This is a genomic window from Variovorax guangxiensis (assembly GCF_003952165.1).
Taxonomy (GTDB): Bacteria; Pseudomonadota; Gammaproteobacteria; order Burkholderiales; family Burkholderiaceae_C; genus Variovorax; species Variovorax guangxiensis.
The window spans coordinates 26734-52403 of record NZ_RXFT01000017.1 but is presented as its reverse complement, the minus strand read 5'-3'; the positions used below and the strand labels follow the sequence as shown (position 1 = coordinate 52403).

Genomic DNA, 25670 nt, shown 5'->3' with positions numbered 1-25670 from the left:
TGGAAGAAGAGGCCGCTCAGGCGTTGGCCTGCTTGCGGTAGGCGTAGTTCTTGTCGAGGCGCTCGAGCAGGTATTCGCCGTAGGTGACGGGCTCGTAGCGCGGGGGATGCCGCGCGTCGGTGCAGGTGGGCAGGCACTCGATCAGCGCGTCCATTCCGGGATCGAGGAAGTAGGGCAGCGAGTAGCGGTCGCCTCCCGAGCGGTTGATGACCCGGTGCGGCGTTGAAACGAAGCGGTCGTTGGTCCAGCGTGCCAGCATGTCGCCGACGTTCAGCACGTAGGTGTCGGGAATCGGCGGCGCCTCGATCCAGTCGCCGCCGCGCGGACGCACCTGCAGGCCGCCGGAATCGTCCTGCGCGAGCAGCGTGATGATTCCGTAGTCGGTGTGCGGCGCCGAGCCCATCTGGTCGTCCTCCACGGGCGGCTGCGGCGGATAGTGAAGCGCGCGCAGGAATGTGGTCGGGCGCTCGAAATGGTGGTCGAGCGCGTGCGCCTCCAGGCCGAGGCTCATGGCGATCAGGCGCACGATGTAGCGGCCCAGCGCGTCCACTTCGCTCACGTACGCGGTCATCGCGGGCTTGAAGCCCGGTAGCCACCCGGGCCACTGGTTCGGGCCCTGCATCGGCAGGCCGGCGAGCAGGCCCGGGTCGTCGGGCGGCAGCTCGTGCATGAGCATCAGCGATTCGCTCATGTTGGGCCGCGTGACCTTGGCCACCGACGAGGTCACGATGGTCGAGGTGGCCATGCCCATGTAGCCACGATGAAAGGCGTTGATCGCGAGCGAGCGCTTCTGCTCGAGCGTGGAGGCGTGGAATTCGCGCGAAGCCGCGAAGGCCGCGTCCCGCGTGGCGCGCCGCACGGTGTGGCCCGAGATGTAGGCGAAGCCGATGGTGCTCAGCGCTTCGTGCAGCTGCAAGGCGGAAGTCTTGGCCGCGGGGGTGCTCGGGTCGAGGTTGCCGCCGAGGTCGACGAGGGGAATGGAGTTCGGCATCGGGCGTCGGATCTCAGGAAAGGGATGGAGAAGGAGAAGAGCCATGGCGGGGCGCGCCGCCCCATTGGTCGAGCAGCTCGCGCGAGTCCATCACCAGCCCCAGGTGCAGCGACACCATCGCGAGCGCCGCGCCTTCCAGGTGTGCGTCGGTGCCGCGCACCAGGTCGCGCAGCACGATCACGCGGTAGTTGCGGTTGCTGGCGTCGAAGGCGGTGTTGAGCACGCAGCAGTCGGTGAAGCCGCCGTCGAGCACCACGGTCTCGATGCGCTGGTTGCGCAGAAGAAAGTCGAGGTCGGTCGGATAGAAGGCCGAGAGCCGGCGCTTGCCGTCCACGCGCATGTCGCCGGGCTCCACGCGCGTGACCCACTCGGTCCACTTCGAGCCTTCGATGGCGTGCGCGTCGGCGTTCGGGATCTCGCCCACGTGCAGCGGGAAGGTGCGCCGCCATGCCGACGGAATGCCGTTGATGTCGTCCACCCCGCCGGGCCGCAGCACCGACCTGACGTGCACGATGCGCACGCCCAGCCCGCGCACCGCGTCGTGGAAGCCGTCGATGGGCGCCACCACGTCGCGCGCGCGCGGCGCGGGGCAGGGGCAGTCGGGGCCGTCGTCCAGGTGGCCGCGGTGCATGTCGATGGAGACGACCGCGGTGGTGGCGGGATTGAGGTAGTCGGCGAACTTCGCCGCGTCGAGCTCGCGCTCCTCGTTGTAGACCCAGGCCTTCATCGGCGCTCTTCTCTCACGTAGGGTTGGCCCAGCGCGCCGGGCTCTTCGTCGGCGCCGCGCCGCGAGAGCGCGACCCACACCATCACGCCGAGCGTCACCGCGTACGGCGTCATCATCACGAAGTACTGCGGCAGCTGCACGCCGGCCGCGGCCAGTTGGGGAATCAGCGCCTCGATGCAGCCGAAGAGCAGCGCGCCGGCGAGCGCCTTCCACGGCGACCAGCGCGCGAAGATGACGAGGCCCACCGCGATCCAGCCGCGCCCGCCGGTCATGCCCGCGATCCACAGCTTGGTGCTGACCACCGAGATGTACGCGCCCGCCAGCCCCACCAGTGCCGAGCCCGCGAGCACCGCCGCGAAGCGCCAGGCGGCGACGCGGATGCCCGCCGCGTCGGCCGCCTGCGGGTTCTCGCCCACCGCGCGCAGCCGCAGGCCGGCCGAGGTACGCGCAAAGAACCACGCCACCGCGCCGAAGATCGGCAGCGTGAGCCACACCATTGCGTTCTGCTCGAAGAGCTTGCCCACGCCCGGCAGCAGCGAGAGCGGCCACAGTCCCATCGCGCCGATGCCCTCGGTCGCATGGTTGGTCCACTCGGCCATCGAGCCGACCAGCGCAGTGAACCCCTGGCAGAAGAACACCAGCGCGAGCCCGGCGATCACCTGGTTCACGCGCAGCCAGATCACCATCACCGCGAACAGCACCGACACCACGCTGGCCGCCAGCATCGCGAGCACCAGCGACACTGCCGGCTGGCCGATGACGATCTGCGCGCCGATGCCGGCGAGCGCGCCGACCAGCATCAGCCCCTCGGCGCCGAGCGCGAGCACGCCCGCGCGCTCGCAGATGATGAGGCCGAGCGCAGCGAGCGCATAAGGCACGGCGAAGTCCGGCGTGCTCGCCAGCCAGTTGAGGATGATGCCGCCGTTCATTGCACGGCCTCCCCGCCCACGCGGCGCAGCCGGTGGCGGATGAAGAAATCGCTCGACGCCACGCACACCACGATCACCGCCTGGATCAGCTGAACCATCGAGAACGGCACCTGGTAGAACACCTGCAGGCTGCGCCCGGTGACGAAGAGCGCCGCCACCAGCAGCGCCACCACCGTGGCCGCCAGCGGGTTGTTGCGCGCGAGAAAGGCGATGAGGATGCCCGAGAAGCCGTACCCCTGATAGAAGGCCTGCGTGAGCCGGCCCTCCTGCCCCGCCGCCACAGCGAAGCCCGCGAGCCCGGCCATCGCGCCCGACAGCAGCACCGCGCCGTAGATGGTGCGCCGCACCGGCACGCCGCTGGCATGCGCCACGCGCGGGTTCGCGTCGACGAAGCGCAGGTACAGGCCCATGCGGCTCACGCTCGCCAGCCACCACGCCAGCAGCGCGACAACGCCCGCCAGCAGGATCGAGCTGCCGATGCCCGCGCCCAGCTCGGGCAGGCGCTCGAACGCGCGGAACTGCGGCGAGTAGGGGAAGTTGTCCTTCGGGTCCTTCCAGCTGCCGTAGACCAGGTGCAGCAGAAAGTTGGCTGCCATGTAGTTGAGCATCAGCGTGGAGATGATCTCGTTCACGCCGAGCTTGAGCTTGAGCCACGCGGGCCCCAGCACCCACAGCAGCCCGCAGCCGATGGCCGCGGCGAACATGAGCGGCAGGCGCAGGTTCTCGGGGCCGATCTGCCACATCGAGATGGTGGTCGCGCCGATGGCGCCCCAGATCATCTGGCCTTCGAGCCCGAGGTTCCAGAAACGCGCACGGAAGGCGACGCAGCCCGCGAGGCCGACGAGGATCATCGGCGCGGCCTGGAACAGCACGGCGCGGAAGTTCTGGCCGTCGAGGAAGGTCTGCACCACGAACTCGTTGGCGAGCTCGTCGGCCGGCACGCCCGCCGCGATGAGGATCGCCGCCGAGATGGCGAAGCCCGCGAGCAGCGCGGCCGCGAGGATCAGCGCCTGCCAGTGCCAGGCCATGTGCTGGCGGATCTCCAGCGCATAGCGGCGGCCGGCGAGCGGCTGGGGCTGTTGCGCTGCCGTTGTCTTGTGCGACGAGGCCATGTCGGCGGAGAGCGATGCTTCAGCCATGGTCCACCATCGCCTGTCCGATGGCCTGGCGGTCGGCGGGCTGCGCGAACTCGCCGGCGATGCGCCCGCGCGTCATCACGCCCACGCGGTCGGCGAGCTGCAGCACCTCGTCGAGGTCTTCGCTGATGAGCAGCACCGCCGCGCCGCTGTCGCGCGCGGCGCGCAGCCGCGCATGCACCTCGGCGCTGGCGCGCACGTCGAGCCCGCGGCTCGGGCTGTGCGCGAGCACCAGCGTGGGCGACTTGCCGAACTCGCGCGCGAGCACCAGCTTCTGCGCGTTGCCGCCCGACAGCAGCGCCGCCTTCTGCGCGACCGAGCGCACGCCCTGCACGTCGAAGGCGCGCACCGCCTCCTGCGTGTCGCTCTGGATGCGGTTGCGGCGCAGGCGCCACACGGGGCCGTAGCGGCCGGTGTGCACGCGGCCGATGGCGTAGTTCTCTGCCACCGAGAGGCCGCCGGCGAGCGCGAGCCCGTAGCGGTCGGCAGGAATGGCCGCGATGCCGATGCTCCGGCGCACCGAGGCGGGCATCGTCTTGAGGTCGCGATGGCCTTCGAGCCGCATCTCGCCCTCGGTGGGTTCGCCTTCCAGGCCCATGATCGCGCCCGCCAGCTCGCCCTGTCCGTTGCCGCCCACGCCGGCGAGGCCGTAGATCTCGCCCGCATGCAGGTCGAGGTCCACCCCGTCGAGCACGCGGCGGCCCTCGGGCGATGCGGGCGTGCGCAGGCCGCGCACCGAAAGGCGCACCGGCCCGCGCGGCGCCGCCGAGGGCTGGAAGCCCTGCGCAGCGATCGATTCGCCCACCGTGAGCTTCACCAGCTCGGCGACCGATGCTTCTTGCGGATTCAGCGTGGCCACCGTGCGGCCGCCGCGCATCACCGTCACGCGGTCGGCATAAGTCTTCACGTCGGTCATCTTGTGCGTGACCAGCACCACCGCCGCGCCCTTGCGCGCCAGGCCCTGCACCGTCTGCAGCAGGCGCGCGGCCTCCTGGTCGGTCAGCACGGCCGTGGGCTCGTCGAGGATCAGGATGCGCGCGCCCGCCAGCAGCACCTTGAGGATTTCCACGCGCTGCTGCTCGGCGACCGAAAGCGCATCGACGCGCTTCGAGGGATCGATGTCGAAACCCAGCTCGGCGGCCTTGTTGCGGATGTCGCGCGAAATCTCGCGCAGCCGCTCGCCATGGCTCTGGAACTCCGCCGGCGGCGGAGCGGTGAGCAGGATGTTCTGCGCCACGGTGAAAGGCCGCACCAGCTTGAAATGCTGGTGGACCATGCCGATGCGGTGCTTCGCCGCGTCGCGCGGCCCGGCGAACCGCACCGCGTTGTCGTCCACCAGCAACTGCCCGGCCTCGGGTGCATAGAGCCCGGCCGCGATGTTCATCAGCGACGACTTGCCCGCGCCGTTCTCGCCCAGGAGCGCATGCACCTCGCCCCAGCGTGCGGAGAAGCGGGCATCGGTCAGCGCCGCGAAGCCGTCGAAGGACTTGCGTATGCCGGTGAGTTCGAGCGCATTGGGCATGAGGTGCGTGGCTCCGGCTTACTTCTGCGTGACCACGCCCTTGACGAACCAGTCCATCTTCCAGAGTTCGGCGTCCGAAAGAACGGCGCCCTTGGCCACGCGCTCCTTGCCATCGCGGTCGGCGAGCGGGCCGGCGTAGACCTGCTTGCCCTTCATGATCGCGTCGCGCTCGGCGGCGATGAGAGCGGCTTTGTCCTTGGGCACGGCGGGCCCGAAGCCGGCGATGTCGGTGCCGCCGTCCTTCATTTCGATGAAGGCGCCGTACTGTGCGGGCTTCCAGCCGCCGGCCATGATCTTCTTGAGCTCCGGCGTCAGGAAGCGGTCCCACACCCACACCGACGAGCACAGCGTGGCCTTGGGCGCGAACTGGCGCAGGTCGCGGTGATGGCCGGTGCCGTACACGCCGCGCTCCTGCGCGACGATCTGCGGCGTGGGGCTGTCCACGTGCTGGCCGATCACGTCTGCGCCCTGGTCGATGAGCGCTGCTGCCGCCGCGCGCTCCTTAACCGGGTCGTTCCACGCGCCGGTGTAGATCACGTTGACGGTGGCGTTGGGGTTCATCTTCTGCGCGCCGAGCGCGAAGGCGTTGATGGTCCAGTTCACCACGCCGAAGGGGTTGGCCGCGACGAAGCCGAGCTTGCCCGTCTTCGAGGCCGCGCCGGCGGCCATGCCGCAGAGGTACTGGCTCTCGTAGGTGCGGCCGTAGAACGACTCGAGGTTGCTGCCGTTGGTGGTGCCCGAGCCGTTGAGGAAGGCCACGTCGGGGTACTTCGCGGCCAGGTCCTTGAAGCTGTCGGAGTAGCCGAAGGCGGTGCCGATCACGATGTTGGCGCCGCGCTGGATGAACTTTTCCGCCGCGGGCTTGATGGCCGAGGCGTCCTCGGGCACGTTCTCCACGAACTGGATCTTCTGGCCGATCTCCTTCTCGATCTTCACGCGCGCCTCGTCGAAGGCCTGCGTCCAGCCACCGTCGTTCTTCGGGCCGAAGTAGAGCATCGCGATCTTCGGCTTGTCCTTCAGCGTGAAGCCGTCGGCGGCGGCCGGCAGCGAGAACGAGGCGCCGCAGGCTGCGAGCGTCAGTGCCAGGCCGAGGGCCGGGCCGTTGGAGGAAATGCGCGGCATGGAGCAACCTTTCGTGAGGAGCGTGAAGAACGGGGAGAGAGAGGAGAGAGGAGATGGAGGGCCGCGCCGCTACATCATGAAATTGATGCGGAACACGTTGCCTTCGGGATCGAGCAGCACCGACTGGTACCAGTTGTAGTAGGTGACGTAGGGCGGCTTCACGAGCGTGGCACCGGCTTCGAGCGCGACGGGCACCATGCGGTCGACGTCGGCCCGGCTGTCGACGTCGATGTTCAGCAGGAACTTCACGCCGCGCGTGTCGGAGAACTCGCCCAGGTGCAGCAGTTCGTAGGCATCGAGCGCGTTGAAGCCAAGGCTCGACTTGCCGGTGTCCAACCCGCGGAAGATGGGCGAGCGGATCGCCTCGATCTCCTTGAAGCCGAACACGCGCTGGTAGAAGCCGCTGAGCGCGACCACGTCCTTCGCGAAGACGTTGACGTAGGACAGGTGGGCCATGTGATCCGCGCGATTCAGGCCGTGACCTTGGTGCCGCCGAAGGTCGTCTGCTTGACGAACTTCGAGGTGAGGTGGTCGCCCGAGGAGATGGGCGCGTATTTCGGCTGCTCGCCGGGCGCGAGGCAGCTCGGCAGGCACTCGACCATCGCGTCGTAGTTGGGCTGGTGGAAGAACACCAGCGACTGGCGGCGGTTCGTGCTCGCCACCTCGAAGGGCGGGTTGATCACGCGGTGCAGCGTGGAAACCCACTGGTCGTTGGTCCACTGCATCATGAGGTCGGCGATGTTGACCACCAGGCCGCCCTCGACCTGCGGCACGTCCACCCACTGGCCGGCCTTGTTGAACACCTGCAGGCCCTTGTCGTCGGGCAGCACGATGGTGAGGCTGCCGTAGTCGCTGTGCGCGCCCGCGCGAAGCTGGCCGGGCAGCGGCTGCTCGCGCTGCGGCGGATAGCTCAGCACGCGGAACATGCTGATGTGCCTGTCGATCTTGTCGTCGAAGAAGGTCTCGGGCAGCGAGAGGCCGAGCGCGAAGACGCGCATCAGCGAGCGCGAGAGATCGCTCATCGCCTCGAAGTACTGCTCGTAGGCCTCCTTGAAGCCCTCGATGGGCGGCCAGCTGTTGGGCTCGAAGTGCGGGCCTGCGGCGGGGCCGCGGTGGTAGTCGTCGTCGGGCACGTTCGAGGGGCCGATGGAGAACGACTCCTTCAGGTCGCCCGGCGCCGCCTCCTCGAGGCTGTAGGAGAGGCCTTCCTCGCCCACCGCGCTGTAGCCGCGCACCGCGTCCTCGCGCGGACGATCGACCTTGCGCTTCTCGCCCAGTGGCATGTCGAAGAACTTGCGCGAGAGGGACGACACGCGAGCGATCAACTCGGGCGAGATGCCGTGGTTGGTGATGACGAGGAAGCCGATGCTGCGGCAGGCCTCGTCGACTTTCTTCGCTACCTCCGCCTTGCCTTCGTCCGTTCCGGCGAAGTAGGGCGCGAGATCGATGATGGGTACGGAAAGCAGGGTCATGGCAGGTTCCTCATGCTTGGCATGCCTTTCGCCATGCAACGTCTGTGCCAGTTGGACCAAATGGACAAACAGCATCCGTCGCGTCAGCATGGTGCGCGCGAATGCGTTGCGAATGCGGTCAGGGCGCAAGGCGATGCACCGTGGCCTTACAGTGGTGCGCGTTTGTCGATTCACGATCAGATCAAGAGCGAGGGAAGATGCCGAAGACAAAAGCGCTGGCTGCGAATGCCGGCAAGGAAAGCCCGGCGCGCAAGCGCGCGAAGCCCGCGGTGCGAAGCGCTTCCGCGGTGAACCGCCGGTTGCGTCAGATAGAGGACAAGCGCAGCGCGATCCTCGGCGCGGCGCTGGGGCTGTTCTCGCGCTTCGGCCTGCACGGCACCTCCATCGACCAGGTGGCCGCACGCGCCGACGTGTCGAAGAGCAACCTGCTCTACTACTTCGCGAACAAGGAAGAGCTCTACGTGAACGTGCTGCGCGACCTGCTCGCACTGTGGCTCGAACCGCTGCGCGGCTTCAGCGCCGAGCAGGATCCGGCCCAGGCCATCGGCGACTACATCCGCCGCAAGCTGGTGGTCTCGCGCGACAGGCCCGACGCGTCACGGCTCTTCTGCCTGGAGATGATCCAGGGCGCGCCGCTGCTGCGCGACGAGCTCGATCGCGAACTGCGCACGCTGGTGGAGAAGAAATCGGAAGTGATCCGCGCGTGGATCGAAGCCGGCAAGCTGGCGCCGGTCGATCCGCATCACCTGATCTTCGCGCTGTGGGCGATGACGCAGCATTACGCGGACTTCGGCGTGCAGGTGCAGGCGCTGTCGGGGCACACGCTGGAGGACGAAGGGTTCTTCGAGCAGACCGTCGAGAACGTTCAGCGCATCGTGCTGCAGGGGATCGTGCCGCGCTGAGGCCTGCTCCCTCTGGCCTTGGGGAGAGGGTGGCGGCCTGAAAGTCACTGCTGCTGTTGCGAGCGCCGTTACCCCCTCACCCTAACCCTCTCCCCGAGGGGAGAGGGGAGAAAACGGGTCAGTGCTGCGGCGGCGCAGCGATCTCGTGATACCGGCGATCGAAGTAGATGAGCCCCTGCGCCGCCCCGCCGATGGCGATGGAGACGGCCTCGCAGAAAAGAACATCGTGCGTGCCCGCGCTCGTCGCATGCACCACGCGGCAGTCGAAGGACACGGCCGCGTCGTCGAGCATCGGCGAACCGGTGGTCTTGCTGCTCCAGCGCGCGGCGGCGAAGCGCTCGTCCATCGGCGTCTTGCCGCCAAATAGCGCCGAGAGCGACTGGTGCCCGGCAGCCAGCACGTTGACGCACAGCACGCCATTCGCCTTGAACGCCGGGTACACCGAGGCCGAGCGATTCAGGCACACCAGCAGCGTCGGCGGCTCGTCGGTCACGCTGCACACTGCCGATGCGGTGAAGCCGGCGCGGCCGGCCGGGCCGTCGGTGGTGATGATGTTCACCGCCGCGCCCAGCCGCGCCATCGCATTGCGGTAGTCGGCCTTCTGCAGGCCCTGCGGCAGCAGGACAGGGTTGGGTGACGATGGAGCAGGGTTCGAGGCCATGGCGTTGTGCAGCATCTCGCGTGACTCCTTCAGGCCAGCAGGCAGGCCTCGTCGAAGGCCAGCCGCGGCAGGCGGCCGAACACCTTCGACGCGTCGCCGTGGCCGAGGTTGATGAGGAAGTTGACGGTCCAGTCGGTGCCCTCGAAGAAGGCCGCGTCGACCTTCGCCTTGTCGAAGCCCGACATCGGCCCCGCGTCGAGCCCGACCGCGCGCGCCGCGAGCAGCAGGTAGCCGGCCTGCAGGCTGGCGTTGCGAAAGGCCGTCTCGTGCGCGGCCTCGGGGCTGCCGGTGAACCAGCTGCGTGCATCGGCATGCGGGAACAGCGTGGGCAGCCTGTCGTAGAACTTGCGGTCCCACGCGGCGATCACGGTGACTGGCGCGGTCATGGTCTTGTCGAGGTTGCCCTTGGAGAGCGCCGGTGCGAGGCGCTGCTTGCCTTCGGGCGTGCGCACGAAGACGAAGCGCGCGGGCGAGCAGTTGGCCGAGGTGGGGCCCAGGCTCGCGAGCGCGTAGATCTGCTCGAGCTGCGCGTCGGTGACGGGCTCGTCGGTCCAGCCGTTGTGGCTGCGCGCGCCGGTGAAGAGCAGCGACAGCGCGGCGTCGTCGAGGGTGGAAGCGATGGTGGTGGTCATGCTGGAACGGCGGGTGCGCTGACCCGCGAAAGAAAGTCGAGCAGGCTGCGGTTGAAGTCTTTGGCCTCGGTCACGCAGTGCGCGTGGCCGCCGTGCGGCACGAAGTCGAGCGTGACGTCGCGCAGGCCGTCGGCCAGGCGTTGCGAGCAGGTCCAGGGCACGAGCACATCGTCCCTGGCTGCGGCCACGAGCGTGGGCGCAGAGATGTCGGCGAGGCGCGCATCCACGTCGAAGGCCCGCAGGGCGGCGATGCGCGCGCGCATGTTGGCTTCGCCGGGGAAGTGCGCGAAGGCATGGTCGACTTCATCGGCCACGCGCTGCGCGTTCTCGGCGGCCCATGCGGCGGGGTACAGGAAGATCGGCTGCGCCTCGACGTACGCGCGCGGACCGCATGCGCCCAGCAGTGCGAGCCGTGCATCGAAGCAGCGCGCCGAATGCGGGTTGGGCTTCGACCACGCGTTGACGAGCGCGAGGCTCGCGATGCGCGAAGGCGCATCCAGCGCGAGCTGCAGTCCGACGAGGCCGCCTAGCGCATGGCCCGCGAAGTGGCACCGCGAGGTGTTCGTCGCGTCGAGTATCTCGATCACGTCCCGCGCCATGTGCGCGATCGCGTAGGCCTCGGGCAGCGCGGCGGGGCTGCGGCCGGTGCCGCGCTGGTCGTAGGCGATGACGCGGTGCCCTGCGGCGATCAGCGCGCCGAGCTGCGGCTGCCAGAAGCCGGCCGATCCGCCGAGGCCCGACGACAGCAGCACCGTGGCCGCTGCATCGGACGGCCCGTGCACCTCGTAGTGCAGCGCGCTCATGAAGCTCAGGCCTTCTTGCCCACGTGCGCGATCGACGCGATCTCGACCAGTGCGTCGGGCTTCACCAGGCCGCACTGGATGCAATAGCGCGCGGGCTTGGTGCCGGGGAAGAACTCGGCGTACACCGCGTTGATCTTCGCGTAGTCGGCCCAGTCCTTGAGCATGATCTGGTTGAAGGTCACGTCGTCCATGGTGCCGCCGGCGGCCTCGACCACGCCCTTGATGGTGGTGAGCACGTGCCTTGCCTGCGCGCTCGCGTCGCCCACGTGCACCACGTTGTTGTCCTTGTCGAAGGGCAGCGTGCCCGACACGTAGAGCACGCCGTCGGCGAGCGTGCCGGGGACGAAGGGAGCGATGGGAACGCCGGTGCCGGGAGGAATGATGGCTTGCTTGGGCATGGTGGAGGGTCCTTGTCGAGGAGGGTGGAAAGGGAAGTCAGGCGACGGCCGCCTCGGCCTTTGCGGGCTGAGCGGCTTGCGTGTTGAGGGAGGGCGCGAAGGTGCTGCAGAAGTGCTCCGTCGTGGACACCCAGCCGAAGAAGGTCTCGACGTTGTAGACCGATGCCTTCTGGATGGCGGGCCCGCCGAGCTCGTGCGTGGCGTCTTCCAGCATCACGGCGAAGTACTCGAGGTGGAAGGCGTCGCGCAGCGTCGATTCGACGCACACGTTGGTGGCGATGCCGGTGAACACCAGGTGGCGGATGCCGCGCGAGCGCAGCGTGCTGTCGAGCGTGCTGTTGAAGAAGCCGCTGTAGCGCGTCTTGGGCACGACGATGTCGCCGGGCTGGGGCTTCATCTCCTCGATGAGTTCGTAGTCCCAGCCGCCCTTGGCGAGGAACTTGCCCTGCAGCTCGGGCCGGGCGCGCATGGTCTTGAGCGCGTTCGACTTGTGCCAGTTGGGCGAGCCGGGGCCGCCGGCTTCCACGTAGGCCGCGTCCCAGCCGTTCTGCAGGAACACGACCAGCATGCCGGCCGCGCGCGCCGCCGCGATGCTGCGCGAGATGCTGGCGATGGTGCCCTGTGCGCCGGAGATATCGAAGCCGGCCGAATCGACGTATCCGCCGATGGAGGCGTAGGCGTTCTGCATGTCGACCACGATCAGCGCGGAGTCGGTGGCGTTCAGCGCCAGCGGCTCGGGGCGCGCGGGCAGTACCAGCGGCGCGGGCGCACCGGGTGCGCGCGGCGCGCCCACGGGCGTGTTCGACGTGAGGGTGGTGTTGCGTGCCGGAGTGGTCATTTGGCGCTCCTGCTCAGGCTGCGAGGCGCTCGGGCACCGCCTGCGAGGGCACGGGACTCTGCACATGCGCGCGGCTCTTCATCAGCGGCTGGATGCGCTCGCCGAAGGCCTCGACGCCCTGAACGAAGTCGTCGAAGGTCAGCAGTACGCCCTCGGTGCCGGGCACCTCGGCCACTTCGTCGAGCATGCGCGCGACGCTCTCGTAGGAGCCGACGAGCGTGCCCATGTTGATGTTCACGGCCGAGGTCGGGTCGGCCATCTGGCGCACGTTGGTGTCGGCGCCCGATTTCGTGTCGGCCGCGCCCTGCTGGCCCAGCCATGCGATGGCCTCGTGATCGGCGCCGGCCTTGTAGTGCTCCCACTTGGCGCGCGCGGCCTCGTCGGTCTCGTCGGCGATCACCATCATCAGCACGTAGGTGGTGACCTTGCGGCCGGTCTTCGCGGTGGCCTCGATGAGCTTGTCGGCCGCGGGGGCGAAGGCCTTGGGCGTGTTCACGCCCTTGCCGAAGCAGAAGTTGTAGTCGGCGTACTTCGCCGAGAACTCCATGCCCGCGTCGCTCTGGCCCGCGCAGATCACCTTCATGTCGGCCTGCGGCTGCGGGCTGAGGCGGCAGTCGTCCATCTTGAAGTGGTCGCCCTTGAAGTCGGATGAGCCCTTGCCCCAGAGGTCGCGCAGCACCTGGATGTATTCGGACAGGTACTGGTAGCGCGTGCCGAAGAACTGGTCGCCGGGCCACATGCCCATCTGCGAGTACTCGGGCCGCTGCCAGCCGGTGACGAGGTTCAGGCCGAAGCGGCCGTTGGAGATGGAGTCGATGGTGGAGGCCATGCGCGCCACGATGGCAGGGGGCATCACCAGCGATGCCGCGGTGGCGAAGAGCCTGATCCTGCTGGTGACCGCGGCGAGGCCGGCCATGAGCGTGAAGGACTCCAGGTTGTGGTCCCAGAACTCCGTCTTGCCGCCGAAGCCGCGCAGCTTGATCATGGACAGCGCGAAGTCGACGCCGTAGCGCTCGGCCTTCAGCGTGATCTGCTTGTTGAGCTCGAAGCTGGGCTTGTACTGCGGCGCGTTCTCGGAAAGCAGCCAGCCGTTGTTGCCGATGGGAATGAAGATGCCGACGTTCATTGGAAGGGCTCCTGTTGCGGGTTCGGGAGGCTCCTTGCATGCACCGTGCCAGTTGAATAAGTTCTTTGATATCAATGGCTTGTGGAAAATCCGCGCTTTCCTTTTGACCATTTGGTCCAAAACGGAGCAGAAGATTCGGCCGGGCTGCGGCACCGCGGTGCGGCCGGGGCCAAAGCGGTGCAGCGCCCGCGTCACGGAGCACGCGGCAAAATCACGCCATGCCCAAGACCCCACTCCGCGCCGCCGCGGCCATCGGCGGCACCGCCGACGACGTCGAGGCGGCTTTCTACGAAGCGCTGCAGCGCGGCGACATCGACGCGCTGATGGCCTGCTGGGCCGACGAGGACGAGGTGTTCTGCGTGCACCCCGGCGGCCCGAGGCTGGTGGGCGCCGTGGCGATCCGCGCTGCCTTCGAGCAGATGTTCGGCAACGGTGCGATCCACGCCATGCCCGCGCGGGTGCGCAAGATCGATTCGCTCGCGAGCGCGGTGCACAACGTGCTCGAGCGCATCGAGGTGCTCACCGCCGAAGGCCCGCGCCATGCCTTCGTGCTGGCCACCAACGTCTATCACAAGACCGCGCAGGGCTGGCGCATGGTGGCGCACCATGCGAGCCCCGGCACCGCGCGCGAGCCGGACGACGCCAACGATCCGCCCCAGGTCCTGCATTGATCGATTGATGCTTTCTCCGGTCGCTTCCTTCTCTCCGGCTGCCTCTGCCGGAACCTCCCTCCAGCCGATGGACTACACCGCGCCGCGCTGGCTGCCCGGCGGCAACCTGCAGACCATCTGGGCCGCGCTCTATGCCCGCCGCTTCGAAGGCCAGGCGCCGGCCTACCGGCGCGAGCGCTGGTCGACGCCGGATGGCAGCGACTTCATCGACGTCGATTTCGTCGACGCGCCGATGCCCGGCGCGCGGCCGCTGCTGGTGCTGTTCCACGGGCTCGAAGGCTCGTCGCGCAGCCACTACGCCGAGGCCTTCGCAACCTTCGCGGCATCGCGCGGCATGGCCTTCGCGGTACCTCATTTCCGCGGCTGCAGCGGCGAGATGAACCTCGCGCCGCGCGCGTACCACTCGGGCGACTTCGAGGAGATCGGCTGGATCCTCGCGCGCATGCGCGAGCAGCATGTGAAAAAGGGCGGCGGCCCGGTGCTGGCCGCGGGCGTGTCTCTGGGCGGCAATGCGCTGATGCGATGGGCTTCCGAGGCGGGAGAAACCGCCACGGGCGTGGTGAGCGCCGTGGCTTCGGTCTGCGCGCCGCTGGACCTCGCCGCGGGCGGCGAGGCCATCGGCAAGGGCTTCAACAAGCTGGTCTACACGCGCATGTTCCTGTCGACCATGAAGCCCAAGGCGCTGGCCAAGCTGGCGCAGTTTCCGGACCTGTTCGACCGCGAGAGGCTGGTGTCCACGCGCAACCTCTACGAATTCGACAACGTCTTCACCGCGCCGCTGCACGGCTTTCGCGATGCCGACGACTACTGGGCGCGGGGCTCGGCCAAGCCGCACCTGGCCTCCATCCGCGTGCCGGCGCTGGTGGTGAATGCGCGCAACGATCCATTCATTCCGGCGCGCAGCCTGCCAAGGCCTGGCGAAGTCGGTTCGCACGTCACGCTGTGGCAGCCCGAGCACGGCGGGCACGTCGGCTTTCCGATGGGGCTGCCGCCAGGGCATGTGCGGGGCATGCCGGAACAGGTCGGTGGCTGGCTGCAGCTGCACGGCGGCGCCTCCGCTGACGGCGGGGGCTTGCCGCCGGGACGAGAATGACGCCATGGATGACATCGTCAAGCAGGCGCTCGCCAAATGGCCCAACGTGCCGCACTGCTACGGCTGGCTGGGCCTGGATGCGCGCGGCAACTGGTACATGCGCGACGACCGCACCCAGGCGCAGGGCCCGTTCCGCACGGCCAAGGGCTCGATGCTGCGGCACGACAAGCTGATCGAATTCATCCACCGCAACTACGAGCACGACGACGAAGGACAGTGGTTCTTCCAGAACGGACCGCAGCGCGTGTACGTGGAGTTGGAGGCGGCACCGCTGGTATGGCGTGTCGCCGAGGATGCGAGCGGGGGCTTCGCCGTCATCGCTCATACGGGCGCGGCGGTCACGGTGTCGGGCTGCCTGCTCGACGAGGACGGACGGCTCTATCTGGCCTCGCCGCTGGGGCTCGGGCTGGTGCACACGCAGGACGTGGGCATCGCGGCCGAGGCTGTCGAACGCGGGATCTGGACGCCGGAGACGGTGCAGGCCAGCGATCTGCCCGCGCGTTTCGGACACGTGCTGAGCCCGGCCGGACGCCACGCAGCCGTCCCGCACACCACCTGAGCGGAAAAGAAAAAGCCGGCGCTGGGCCGGCTTTCTTCTTTTGGCTGATTAGGGAAAACGCTTACTTGGCTGGCGCGCTCGCCGGTGCGGCAGGCGCCGCGCCCGAAGCGCCTTCGGCCGGCGCCGCGGCTGCGGCAGGGCGATCCGGCACTGGGAACTTGGCGCCGCCGGCATTGGCCATGTAGACCACGGCACGGCCGACTTCGAGGTCTTCGAAGTCGCCGCCGCCCTGCGGAGGCATGGCGCCCTTGCCCTTCAGGGCGTGTTCGAGCAGCGTTGCGTAGCCCTGGCCGATGCGCGGGCCCCAGGCTGCCGCGTCGTTCAGGTGGGGGGCACCGGGGATGCCGGGCGCTCCGTGGCAGGCGACGCACTGGGCCTTGAATACGGCCTCGCCGGCTGCGAGCGGGCGGTTGGCGTCACGGATCTCGATGCTGCCGACCTTCTTGAGGCGCTCGGCCACTTCGCGGTCTCGCGCTTCCTTGGTGACGCCGTAGAGCGCCATGTTGTCGCCCTGGGCGGTGCCGGCGGGCTTGTTGCCCGAGACCACGTAGGAGACAAGACCCACGATGATCAGGATCGGGGCAATGAAGGAAAAAAATACCGCGAGCAGCAGTTGCTTCGGGTTCTTGATCGGCCCGGTGTGGGCTTCTTCTGTGGCCTGGTAATGCGGGTCTGCGCTCATTCGCGTCCTCAATTATCGGGGGCTCGTCGGGGGGCTTTTCCTAACCAACCGGCGATTATAGAGAGAGCCCTTGCCGGCAGGAGCAAGGGACCTCCCTTATGGGACGCCTTGGCGTCTCGGGACCTTCCGAGACGCCGGGAGCTTCCTCAGCCCTTGCCGCCCGCCGCGTCGTTGCTGTCGCGCGTGGCCCAGCCGCCACCCAGCGTCTTGTACAGCGTGACCTGGTTCTGCAGCTGCAGCAGGCGCGTCGTCACAGCCGACTGCTGCGCAGTGAACAGCGAGCGCTGCGCGTCGAGCAGGTCGAGCGCGCTGGCGATGCCGTTGCGATAACGCAGGTCGGAGAGCTTGAAGCGCACGGCTTCCGCGTCGGCCTGCGCACGCTGCGCGCGCGCCTGCTCGCCCAGCGTCGCGCGGCCCGCGAGTGCGTCGGCCACTTCGCGGAACGCCGTCTGGATCGACTTCTCGTACTGCGCCACCGCGATCTCGCGCCCGGCCTTGGCCGAGTCGAGCGTGGCGATGTTGCGGCCGGCGTCGAAGATGGGCAGCGTCACCGTGGGCGCGAAGGACCAGGCCTTGGAGCCGCGGTCGAACAGGCCCGAGAACTCGCTGCTCGCGGTGCCGATGGAACTCGTCAGCGACACGCGCGGGAAGAAGTTCGCGCGCGCCGCGCCGATGTTGGCGTTGGCCGCTATCAGCTGCTGCTCGGCCGAGCGGATGTCGGGACGTTCGGCCAGCAGGTCCGAAGGCAGGCCGGCCGGCACGTCGGGCATCGGCTTGATGCCGTCCAGGCCCTTGGCGCCGCCGGCGGTGGCATCGGCCGGCACAGGCGCGCCCAGCAGCAGGGCGAGAGCGTTCTCGTCCTGTGCGCGGGCGCGCAGTTGCTGCGCATAGGCGGCACGCGCGGTTTCCAGCGCCGAGTTCGCCGACTGGAAATCGAGTTCGGACGACACGCCGTTGTCGAAGCGCAGCTTCGTGAGGCGCACCGACTCCTCGCGCGTGACCATCGTCTGGCGCGTGATCTCCAGCAGCTCGTCGTCGGCCAGCAGCGTGAGCCAGCCGTTGGCCACCGAAGCGATCAGGCTGATCTGCACCGCCTTGCGGGTCTCGTCCGTGGCGAGGTACTGGGCCAGCGCCTGGTCCTTCAGCGCGCGGATGCGGCCGAAGAAGTCGATCTCCCACGAGGTGAAGCCGAAGTTGACGGCGTACTGCGACGAAACGCTGCCCTGGCTCGGGTCGATCGCCTGGTAGGCGTTGGGGCTCGAGCGCGAGCCCGTGCCCGTCAGGCCGAGCGCGGGGAACAGGTTCGAGCGCTCGATCTGGAACTGCGCGCGCGCCTGCTCGATGTTGAGCACCGACACGCGCAGGTCGCGGTTGTTCGCGAGCGCCGTGCGGATCAGGCCCGCCAGGCGCGGGTCGGTGAAGAAGTCCTGCCACGGCAGGGTGGCCGCGGCCTGGCCCGGAGGCTGCGACGGGTCGCCCGGGTAGGTGGTGGGCACCGGCGCGGCGGGGCGCTCGTAGGTCGGGATCAGCGAGCAGCCGGCCAGCAGCATTGCCGCGGCCAGTGCCGTTGGAATGAATTTCGTCATTGTCATTGCGACTCCATGGCCGCTCGCGCTGCACGCACTGCGCGGCCTGTTCGGGAAACACCACGGAACCGGCTCTGCCGGGCCGCAGGTGTTGCCCCCTGCAAGGGGGTGGGCGTAGCGACACGCAGTGCGCGAAGCCTGGGGGTGTGCCCGAGTTCAGTCATGTTTGGTTTCCTCCGCGGAGATGCCCGCGGCTTCTGCATGCCGCTTGTCGGCCTCGTGCTGGCGCGCGCTGCCCTTGAACAGGCTGCGCACCACCACGAAGAACACCGGCACGAAGATCACGGCCAGCGCGGTGCCTGTCACCATGCCGCCCAGCACGCCGGTGCCGATGGCACGCTGGCTGGCGGAGCCGGCGCCCGAGGCGATCGCCAGCGGCACCACGCCCAGGCCGAAGGCCAGCGAGGTCATGATGATCGGGCGGAACCGCAGGTGGGCGGCGGCCAGGGCCGATTCGATGATGCCCTTGCCTTGCGCCTGCAGGTCCTTCGCGAACTCGATGATCAGGATCGCGTTCTTCGCGGACAGGCCGATGATCGTGATCAGGCCCACCTGGAAGTACACGTCGTTCGAATACGCGCGCAGCATCGTCGCCACCAGCACGCCCAGCACGCCCAGCGGCACCACCAGGATCACCGACAGCGGGATCGACCAGCTCTCGTACAGCGCGGCCAGGCAGAGGAACACCGCCAGGATCGCGAAGCCGTACAGGATGATGGCCTGCGAGCCGGCGAGCTTTTCTTCTCGCGACTGGCCGGTCCATTCGTAGCCGAAGCCGGCGGGCAGCTGCGATGCGAGCTTCTCCATCTCGGCCATCGCCGCGCCGGTGCTGTAGCCCGGTGCCGCGTCGCCGCTGATGCGGATCGCCGGATAGCCGTTGTAGCGCACCGTCTGCGTGGCGCCCGTGACCCACTTGGTGGTCGCGAAGGCCGACAGCGGCACAGGCTGGCCCTGCGTGTTGCTGGCGTTCAGCTTGAGCAGGTCGTCGGGCTGCATCCGCGCCGGAGCGTCGGCCTGCACCACCACGCGCTGCAGACGGCCGCGGTTGGGGAAGTCGTTGATGTAGCTCGAGCCCAGTGCGGTCGACAGCGTCGCGTTGATCGCGTCGAAGCTCACGCCCAGCGCGTTCGCCTTGTCGCGGTCGATGTCGATCTGCAGCTGCGGCGCGTCTTCAAGGCCGTCGGGACGGACCTGCGCCAGCACCTTGCTCTGCGAGGCCATGCCCAGCAGCTGGTTGCGCGCATTGATCAGCGCATCATGGCCCGCGCCGGAGCGGTCTTGCAGGCGGAAGCTGAAGCCGCTGGCGTTGCCCAGTTCGGGAATGGGCGGCGGGCTCAGCGGGTAGATGAAGGCGTCGCGGATGCCCGAGAGCGCACCGAAGGCACGGCCGGCGAGCGCGCTGGCCGAGTGGGCCGGGTCCTTGCGTTCTTCCCAGTCCTTCAGCGTCACGAAGGCGAGGCCCGCGTTCTGGCCCTGGCCCGAGAAGCTGAAGCCCATCACGCCCACCATGCTCTGCACTTCGGGCTGCTTCAGGATGAAGCCCTCGACCTGCTGCATGACCGACAGCGCACGCTCCTGCGTGGCGCCGGGCGGCAGCTGCACGTTCACGATGATGTTGCCCTGGTCTTCCTGCGGCAGGAACGAGCTCGGCAGGCGGCTGTAGGTGAACGCCACGGCGCCGATGATGGCGACGTAGATCACCAGGTAGCGCGCGGCTCGGCGCAGGATGCGCGCGACGATGCCTTCGTAGCCCTTGGCCGTGCGTGCGAAGCCGCGGTTGAACCAGCCGAAGAAGCCGGTCTTCTCATGGTGATGGCCGGCTTCCACCGGCTTGAGCAGCGTGGCGCACAGCGCCGGCGTGAGCGACAGCGCCATGAAGGCCGAGAAGGCGATCGAGGCCACCATCACCGCGGAGAACTGGCGGTAGATGTTGCCGGTCGAGCCCGCGAAGAAGGCCAGCGGAACGAACACCGAGATCAGCACCACCGTCACGCCGATGATGGCGCCGGAGATCTGCCGCATCGCCTTGCGCGTGGCTTCGAGCGGCGAGAGCCCCTCCTCGCTCATGATGCGCTCGACGTTCTCCACCACCACGATGGCGTCGTCCACCACGATGCCGATCACCAGCACCATGCCGAACATGGTCAGCACGTTGATCGAGAAGCCCAGCGCCAGCAGCGAGGCGAAGGTGCCCAGCAGCGCCACCGGCACCACGATGGTCGGGATGATCGTGTAGCGCCAGTTCTGCAGGAACAGGAACATCACGAGGAACACCAGCGCCACGGCTTCCAGCAGCGTCTTGACCACTTCGCTGATCGAAATCTGCACGAAGCGCGAGCTGTCGTACGGAATGGCCCACTTCACGCCCTGCGGGAAGTAGCGCTCGAGCTCGGCCATCTTGGCGCGGATCGCCTTGGCCGACTGCAGCGCGTTGCCGTTGGGCGTGGGCTGCACGCCGACACCGACCGCGGGCACGCCGTTCAGGCGCGCCGAGGTGGCGTACGACTGGCCGCCGAGTTCCACGCGCGCCACGTCCTTCAGCCGCACGGTCGAGCCGTCGGTGTTGGCGCGCAGCACGATGTTCTTGAACTGCTCGACGTTGACCAGCTGGCCGTTCACCGTCACCGTGGCCGCGATGGCCTGGCCGGGAATGTTGGGCAGGTCGCCCAGCGTGCCCGAGGACACCTGCGCGTTCTGCGCGCGGATGGCGTTGTTGACGTCGGTGGCCGACAGGTTGAAGCCCTGCAGCTTGGCCGGGTCGATCCACACGCGCATCGCGTTCTCGGAGCCGAAGAGCTGCGCCTGGCCCACGCCGACCACGCGCTGGAGTTCGGGCACGACGTTGCGCGCGGCGTAGTCGCCGAGCGCCACAGGGTCGAAGTTCGGGTTGTCCGAGGACAGCATCACGAACATGAGGAAGTTGTTGCGCGACTTGTCCACGCGCACGCCCTGCTGCGTCACGGCGGAGGGCAGGCGCGGCGTCGCGCGCGACAGCCGGTTCTGCACGTCCACCTGCGCGAGGTCGTCGTTGGTGCCGGGCTCGAAGCTGATCGTGATGGAGCCGGTGCCGTCGGCCTGGGCCACCGATTCCATGTAGATCAGGCCCGGCGAGCCGTTCATTTCACGCTCGATGACGGACAGCACGCTGTCCTCGAGCGTCTGTGCCGAGGCGCCCGGGTAGGCGACGTTGATGACGATGGCGGGCGGCGCCACCGGCGGGTACTGCGAGATCGGCAGCTGGGTGATTGACACGCCGCCCACCACCAGGATGAACAGTGCGATCACCCAGGCGAAGATCGGTCGGTCGATGAAGAATTTGGCCATTTGCGGGCGCGCTCCTGATTACTTCTTTTCGGCCGGGGCCTTGTCGGCCGGAGCCTTCTCAGCCGCGGCGGGTGCCGCGGGCGAGGCTGCCTCGGCGGCGGGCTTGGCCGCTGCGCCGCCGCCATTCGGGTTGGGCTTGGTCCAGGGCACGGCCTTCACCGGCGTGCCGGGCGGCATCATCTGCAGCTTCTGGAAGCCGTCGACCATCACCTGCTCGCCGGCCTTCAGGCCATCGAGCACGACCCACTGGTTGTCCTTGGCGGCGCTGATCTTGACGGTGCGCTTGCTGATCTTGCCGTCCTTGTCGACCACCGACACCGTGTCGCCCTGCTGGGTGCGCGTGACGGCCTGCTGCGGCACCGTGATCGCGTTGGTGGCCTGGGCCTGCTCGAGCTTCACGCGCACGTACAGGCCAGGCAGCAGCTCGCCCTTGGGGTTGGGCACTTCGGCGCGAAGCGTGACTTGGCCGGTGGTGGAATCGACCGTGAGGTCGGAGAACAGCAGCTTGCCCTCGAGCGGGTAGTCGGTGCCGTCTTCCAGCACCACGCGGATGCTCGCGGCTTCGTCGCCGCTGGCGCGCTTGTACTGTCCGTCGGCCACGGCCTTGCGCAGCTTCAGCACGTCGGAGGCCGACTGCGTGAAGTTCACGTACAGCGGGTTGATCTGCTGCACCACGGCGAGCTCGGTGGCGTCGCCCTGGCCCACCAGCGCGCCTTCGGTGACGAGGGCGCGGCCGATGCGACCGGCGATGGGCGAGGTCACGTCGGCATAGCCGAGGTTGATCTTGGCCGTCTGCACCGCTGCGCGGCCGGCGGCCACGTCGGCTTCGGCGGTTTTCTGCGATGCGACGGCGGTCGCGTATTCCTGCTTGCTCACCGCGTTGGCCTCGACCAGCGGCTTGTAGCGGTCGGCCAGGGCCTTGGCCTGCACGGCGTTGGCTTCGGCGCGTGCGAGCGTGGCCTGGGCGTTCTGGGCGGCGGCCACCAGCGGCGCCGGATCGATGCGGAACAGCAGTTGGCCGGCCTTCACGTCGCTGCCCTCGCGGAATTCACGTTTCAGCAGGATGCCCGATGCGCGGGCGCGGACCTGGGCGACGCGGGAGGCTTCGAGGCGACCGGGCAGTTCGGTAACAAGTCCGACGTCGGTCGGCGCGGCCACGACCACGCCGACTTCGGGCGCGGGATGACCGCCACCACCACCGCCTCCGCCGCCCGGACCTCCGGGTGCGTCGCTCTTGCCGCAGCCCGCGAGGACCAGCAGGACGACGGCGGCCACGGTCGCGAGGCGCGGCGAAAAGGACGATTGGCGCGAAACATGCAAGAGAGGCATGCGATTCCTTTGAAGCGAAGACGGGAGATGGCGCGTTCGCGGGGCGAACCGGAAACCTGTACGGCCAGGCGGGCCATCGGGGAAGCCGGCTAGTTTACATACATTCATGGATGTATAGTGACAGCCGAGCAATGGCCCCACGATACATAGAGGGCGTTGTCTTTACAAATCAGGAGACTTGGTGGCACGTCGTACGAAGGAAGAAGCATTGGCCACGCGGCATCGTCTGCTCGACGCCGCGGAGCTGCTGTTTCAGGCGCAAGGCGTCTCGCAGACCACGCTGCAGCAGATCGCGCAGCAGGCCGGCGCGACGCGTGGCGCCATCTACTGGCACTTCAAGGACAAGGCCGATCTCTTCAACGCGATGATGGAGCGCGTCATCCTGCCGCTGGAGACCACGCCGAGGGCGGCCGCCACCGCGCCCAACGTCGAGGACCCGCTCGCCGAGATCGAGGAAGGAATGGTCCACGCGCTCAACCTCATGACCACCGACCTGCAGGTGCGCCGCGTGTTCGACATCGCGACCCACAAGGTCGAATACACGCACGACATGGCCTCGGTGCAGCAGCGCCACCTGGATGCCCGCAACGCCTGCGTCGCCGATTTCGAGAAGGCCCTGCGCATGGCCGCGCGCCGAGGCCGCATCAAGCTGCCGGTGCCGGGCCATGTGGCGGCGCAGGGGCTGCACGCGCTGATCAGCGGGCTCATCCAGAACTGGCTGCTCGATCCGGAAGCTTTCGACCTCGTGCCGACGGGAAGGCGCACCTTCAGGGTCTATCTGGCGGGTCTCGGCTTCGCCCGGCCGCAACCGGGAGCCGCGGCTGCGGCGGAGGCCGAAGCAGTCGTCGTCTGATAGGCGATAATGTCGGACTCCGGTGCAAACCGGATCCCAATTTCTCGCTGTATTTCAACGGATAGAATTCGGCCCTCCGAAGGCTGAGATCCAGGTTCGATTCCTGGCGGCGGGACCAAATAGCAGATTCATACTGTCTCATCCCATCTCAAAACCCGCGTGCTTCACAGGTACAGCGGGTTTTTCTTTGCCTCGTGTTGTCGCACGGCGTAGCATCCCATATCGGTACTTTGCCGGTACTTTTGCAGGTACCGGCCACGCGCTGGCGTATCAGGTACCTACAACATGGGGAGGCGAGGCATGCCACTTACAGACACCTTCGTAAAACAAGTCAAACATCAGGGCGCGGTAATCGGCGAGCGCTACGCCGATGGCGGCGGCATGTACTTGCGAGTCAAGGCGGCGGGCAAGTACTGGCGCATGGACTACCGCTTCGAGGGCAAGGCTAAAACCTTAGCCTTAGGCGTCTACCCAGCCATCACACTTGCTGAGGCACGTAGGCGCCGAGAGACGGCACGCACGAAGCTGGCGCTTGGCATCGACCCCAGCGTCGCCAAGCGCGAAGAGAAGGTCGCTAGGGCTACGGCAGCAGCTAGCACCTTTGAAGCCGTTGCACGGGACTGGCTGAAGAACACCACGAAGAAGCGGGGCGAGGGCACACAGGCCAAGGTCACCAAGTGGCTGGAGAAGGACGTGTTCCCCTACGTTGGAGGTTGGCCGATCTCGACCATCAGAGCCAAGGACTTGCTGGACAAGGTGGCGCGCCGAATGGAAGCGCGGGGCATCCACGAGAGCGCGCACCGTGTGATGCAGATTTGCTCGCAGGTGTTTCGCTATGCGGTCGCCTCGGGTGTCGTGGAGCGTGATGTGACGGTAGACCTGCGCGGAGCATTGGCGACCGTCGAGAAGGCCAACTACGCAGCCATCACCGATCCTGTGCAGGTCGGGGGCTTGCTGCGCGCCATCCATGCCTACGGTGGGCACCAATACACCCTCACTGCCCTGAAGTTGTCGCCACTGGTCTTTGTGCGCCCAGGCGAACTCCGAACCGCGGAGTGGGCTGAGATTGACTTGGATGCCGCAGAGTGGCGCCTACCGGGCTCGAAGATGAAGATGGGCATCGATCACATCGTGCCCTTATCGACCCAAGCGGTTGCGCTGCTGCGTGACCAGCATGCAGCTACAGGACATGGCCGCTACGTGTTCCCCAGCATTCGCACGGGCGAGCGGCCCATGAGTGAGAACACGGTCAACGCGGCGCTGCGCGGCATGGGCTACGCCAAGGACGTGATGACGGCACACGGCTTTCGAGCCATGGCGCGAACGATCATGGACGAGGTGTTGGGCGAGCGAGTTGACTTCATTGAGCATCAGCTTGCCCATATGGTCAAAGACCCCAACGGCCGCGCCTACAACCGCACCGCCCACCTGCCTGCTCGCAAGGAGATGATGCAGCGTTGGGCTGACTACCTCGACAAGCTGCGCATCGGCGCAGAAGTGATCCCGCTACGACCAGCGGCCTAAGCTTGCTGCCTCCCTGGCTCAAGTTCCCGGAGATTCCGCCCCGCTCCATCGGCTGGCGGATGGGCGACGGAGAGGATTACCTGCTTGATTGGCTCGACTGGTTTCTCGGCCAAGACGAGGTCACGCGCGCAGCCTTTGCAACTCGCTTTGCAGAGCCCCTTGGCTGGGAAGGCTTCTACCACCACGCACCACGGTAGCCCTCGCCTCAAAGCAAGGCGGTTGCTTTGCTTGGGCCAGCTTCGGCCTGACTAGGCGCCCAAACACTTTGTCAATGGTCACCGCAGTCGCGCTAAAACCCTTTGCGGCGCGGGGACTTCAATGAGGTTGACAGATTGCTTAACAAAAGTTCTTTGAAGGATTTGCCTCTACAGTTCTGTCTGGGCGTCAAATCCGCCTCCGCCCGGGCAATCTTTTTAAGGATTTTCAAATGTTCAAAACAGAATTTGACTTAATCACCGAAGTAAGCAATATGAGCGTTGATCGCTTGTCAGTTCTTCGCAAACTCGACCAAGAGATGGAAAACGTCGATTCAGCCACTTGCGATGCTGCTTTGCTCAGGAGCGCTGCTGCCATGGTTCACGCAAAAAATCACGTCGAAAATTTGGTCGAAAACATCTCGGCTATGGAGGAAGCCCTTCGAGGTCGCCTGGCCAAGTTTGGCATCAAGGATAGCGAATTGGGGATTCGCCGTACTCCCCGACCGTTGCCGCAAAATCTCCTCTCTCATGTGCGCGCCCACCTCAGCGCGGGGCTGATTTGACAGGTTCGCATCGATAGCTTGCAGCCATCG

25 protein-coding genes and 1 tRNA gene are annotated in these 25670 nt (G+C 67.5%); 8 read left to right on the top strand and 18 right to left on the bottom strand.

The window, feature by feature from the left end:
- Positions 1 to 16: 16 nt before the first annotated feature.
- From EJP67_RS28595 to EJP67_RS28560, 8 genes are all read right to left on the bottom strand, one after another.
- A complete protein-coding gene (locus EJP67_RS28595) occupies positions 17 to 991 on the bottom strand; it encodes an isopenicillin N synthase family dioxygenase (protein WP_019657613.1) in 975 nt (324 codons plus the stop codon).
- Positions 992 to 1004: 13 nt separating this feature from the next.
- On the bottom strand, positions 1005 to 1718 hold the full coding sequence (locus EJP67_RS28590) for a cysteine hydrolase family protein (RefSeq protein WP_126025113.1): 714 nt from the start codon (positions 1716 to 1718) through the stop codon (positions 1005 to 1007).
- Positions 1715 to 2647 carry an ABC transporter permease gene (locus tag EJP67_RS28585; RefSeq protein WP_126025112.1) on the bottom strand — a complete coding sequence of 311 codons (933 nt, stop codon included), beginning with the start codon at positions 2645 to 2647 and terminating at the stop codon, positions 1715 to 1717. Before EJP67_RS28585 ends, EJP67_RS28590 begins: the two co-directional genes overlap by 4 nt.
- Entirely contained in the window at positions 2644 to 3786 is a 1143-nt protein-coding gene (locus EJP67_RS28580) for an ABC transporter permease (RefSeq protein WP_165909724.1), read from the bottom strand. The genes EJP67_RS28585 and EJP67_RS28580 overlap by 4 nt, the downstream gene beginning before the upstream one ends.
- Positions 3779 to 5305, bottom strand: coding sequence for an ABC transporter ATP-binding protein (locus tag EJP67_RS28575; protein WP_126025111.1), 1527 nt, complete (start codon positions 5303 to 5305; stop codon positions 3779 to 3781). Before EJP67_RS28575 ends, EJP67_RS28580 begins: the two co-directional genes overlap by 8 nt.
- A gap of 18 nt (positions 5306 to 5323) precedes the next feature.
- On the bottom strand, positions 5324 to 6427 hold the full coding sequence (locus tag EJP67_RS28570) for a BMP family ABC transporter substrate-binding protein (protein WP_126025110.1): 1104 nt from the start codon (positions 6425 to 6427) through the stop codon (positions 5324 to 5326).
- A gap of 69 nt (positions 6428 to 6496) precedes the next feature.
- Positions 6497 to 6883 carry a VOC family protein gene (locus EJP67_RS28565; protein ID WP_126025109.1) on the bottom strand — a complete coding sequence of 129 codons (387 nt, stop codon included), beginning with the start codon at positions 6881 to 6883 and terminating at the stop codon, positions 6497 to 6499.
- Between the two features lie 14 nt (positions 6884 to 6897).
- Positions 6898 to 7899: an isopenicillin N synthase family dioxygenase gene (locus EJP67_RS28560; RefSeq protein ID WP_126025108.1), complete on the bottom strand. Its 1002-nt coding sequence runs from the start codon at positions 7897 to 7899 to the stop codon at positions 6898 to 6900.
- Between the two features lie 197 nt (positions 7900 to 8096).
- Between EJP67_RS28560 and rutR the strand changes: the two genes are divergently transcribed.
- Positions 8097 to 8801 (top strand): HTH-type transcriptional regulator RutR, encoded by a 705-nt coding sequence (rutR, locus tag EJP67_RS28555; protein ID WP_126025107.1) that lies wholly within the window; start codon positions 8097 to 8099, stop codon positions 8799 to 8801.
- A 118-nt stretch (positions 8802 to 8919) separates the two neighbouring features.
- Here rutR and rutF read toward each other — a convergent pair whose 3' ends face one another.
- The 6 genes from rutF to rutA are packed head-to-tail and all read right to left on the bottom strand — an operon-like array spanning position 8920 to position 13259.
- Positions 8920 to 9477, bottom strand: coding sequence for an NADH-dependent FMN reductase RutF (gene rutF, locus EJP67_RS28550; RefSeq protein ID WP_126025106.1), 558 nt, complete (start codon positions 9475 to 9477; stop codon positions 8920 to 8922).
- A gap of 14 nt (positions 9478 to 9491) precedes the next feature.
- Positions 9492 to 10094, bottom strand: a complete 603-nt coding sequence (locus EJP67_RS28545; protein ID WP_126025105.1) for a malonic semialdehyde reductase — start codon at positions 10092 to 10094, stop codon at positions 9492 to 9494.
- On the bottom strand, positions 10091 to 10897 hold the full coding sequence (rutD, locus tag EJP67_RS28540) for a pyrimidine utilization protein D (RefSeq protein ID WP_126025104.1): 807 nt from the start codon (positions 10895 to 10897) through the stop codon (positions 10091 to 10093). Before rutD ends, EJP67_RS28545 begins: the two co-directional genes overlap by 4 nt.
- 5 nt (positions 10898 to 10902) lie before the next feature.
- Positions 10903 to 11295 carry a pyrimidine utilization protein C gene (rutC, locus tag EJP67_RS28535; RefSeq protein ID WP_019657601.1) on the bottom strand — a complete coding sequence of 131 codons (393 nt, stop codon included), beginning with the start codon at positions 11293 to 11295 and terminating at the stop codon, positions 10903 to 10905.
- Positions 11296 to 11332: 37 nt separating this feature from the next.
- The gene (gene rutB, locus EJP67_RS28530; RefSeq protein ID WP_126025103.1) at positions 11333 to 12133 is read right to left on the bottom strand and encodes a pyrimidine utilization protein B; all 801 of its coding nucleotides are present in this window, start codon (positions 12131 to 12133) and stop codon (positions 11333 to 11335) included.
- A gap of 13 nt (positions 12134 to 12146) precedes the next feature.
- Entirely contained in the window at positions 12147 to 13259 is a 1113-nt protein-coding gene (gene rutA / locus EJP67_RS28525) for a pyrimidine utilization protein A (protein ID WP_126025102.1), read from the bottom strand.
- Positions 13260 to 13477: 218 nt separating this feature from the next.
- On the opposite strand from rutA, the gene EJP67_RS28520 reads away from it, so the two are divergent.
- The 3 genes from EJP67_RS28520 (at position 13478) to EJP67_RS28510 (ending at position 15582) form a co-directional block, all read left to right on the top strand.
- Positions 13478 to 13930: a YybH family protein gene (locus EJP67_RS28520; RefSeq protein ID WP_093206406.1), complete on the top strand. Its 453-nt coding sequence runs from the start codon at positions 13478 to 13480 to the stop codon at positions 13928 to 13930.
- 67 nt (positions 13931 to 13997) lie between these two features.
- The gene (locus tag EJP67_RS28515) at positions 13998 to 15023 is read left to right on the top strand and encodes a YheT family hydrolase (RefSeq protein ID WP_126025101.1); all 1026 of its coding nucleotides are present in this window, start codon (positions 13998 to 14000) and stop codon (positions 15021 to 15023) included.
- A gap of 4 nt (positions 15024 to 15027) precedes the next feature.
- Entirely contained in the window at positions 15028 to 15582 is a 555-nt protein-coding gene (locus tag EJP67_RS28510) for a DUF2946 family protein (RefSeq protein WP_126025100.1), read from the top strand.
- Between the two features lie 61 nt (positions 15583 to 15643).
- Here the strand turns inward: EJP67_RS28510 and EJP67_RS28505 are convergent, their stop codons facing one another.
- From EJP67_RS28505 to EJP67_RS28490, 4 genes are all read right to left on the bottom strand, one after another.
- On the bottom strand, positions 15644 to 16264 hold the full coding sequence (locus EJP67_RS28505) for a c-type cytochrome (protein WP_126025099.1): 621 nt from the start codon (positions 16262 to 16264) through the stop codon (positions 15644 to 15646).
- A 146-nt stretch (positions 16265 to 16410) separates the two neighbouring features.
- Entirely contained in the window at positions 16411 to 17850 is a 1440-nt protein-coding gene (locus tag EJP67_RS28500; protein ID WP_126025189.1) for an efflux transporter outer membrane subunit, read from the bottom strand.
- A 156-nt stretch (positions 17851 to 18006) separates the two neighbouring features.
- On the bottom strand, positions 18007 to 21174 hold the full coding sequence (locus EJP67_RS28495; RefSeq protein WP_126025098.1) for an efflux RND transporter permease subunit: 3168 nt from the start codon (positions 21172 to 21174) through the stop codon (positions 18007 to 18009).
- A gap of 18 nt (positions 21175 to 21192) precedes the next feature.
- Positions 21193 to 22503 carry an efflux RND transporter periplasmic adaptor subunit gene (locus EJP67_RS28490; RefSeq protein WP_126025097.1) on the bottom strand — a complete coding sequence of 437 codons (1311 nt, stop codon included), beginning with the start codon at positions 22501 to 22503 and terminating at the stop codon, positions 21193 to 21195.
- A gap of 178 nt (positions 22504 to 22681) precedes the next feature.
- Between EJP67_RS28490 and EJP67_RS28485 the strand changes: the two genes are divergently transcribed.
- The 4 genes from EJP67_RS28485 to EJP67_RS28465 all read left to right on the top strand — a co-directional run bounded on the left by EJP67_RS28485 (position 22682) and on the right by EJP67_RS28465 (position 25640).
- Positions 22682 to 23356 carry a TetR family transcriptional regulator gene (locus EJP67_RS28485; RefSeq protein ID WP_126025096.1) on the top strand — a complete coding sequence of 225 codons (675 nt, stop codon included), beginning with the start codon at positions 22682 to 22684 and terminating at the stop codon, positions 23354 to 23356.
- A 43-nt stretch (positions 23357 to 23399) separates the two neighbouring features.
- Positions 23400 to 23474, top strand: a tRNA-Arg gene (locus tag EJP67_RS28480).
- 182 nt (positions 23475 to 23656) lie between these two features.
- Positions 23657 to 24880 carry a tyrosine-type recombinase/integrase gene (locus tag EJP67_RS28475; RefSeq protein ID WP_126025095.1) on the top strand — a complete coding sequence of 408 codons (1224 nt, stop codon included), beginning with the start codon at positions 23657 to 23659 and terminating at the stop codon, positions 24878 to 24880.
- 427 nt (positions 24881 to 25307) lie between these two features.
- Positions 25308 to 25640: a hypothetical protein gene (locus EJP67_RS28465; protein WP_126025093.1), complete on the top strand. Its 333-nt coding sequence runs from the start codon at positions 25308 to 25310 to the stop codon at positions 25638 to 25640.
- Positions 25641 to 25670 lie beyond the last annotated feature (30 nt).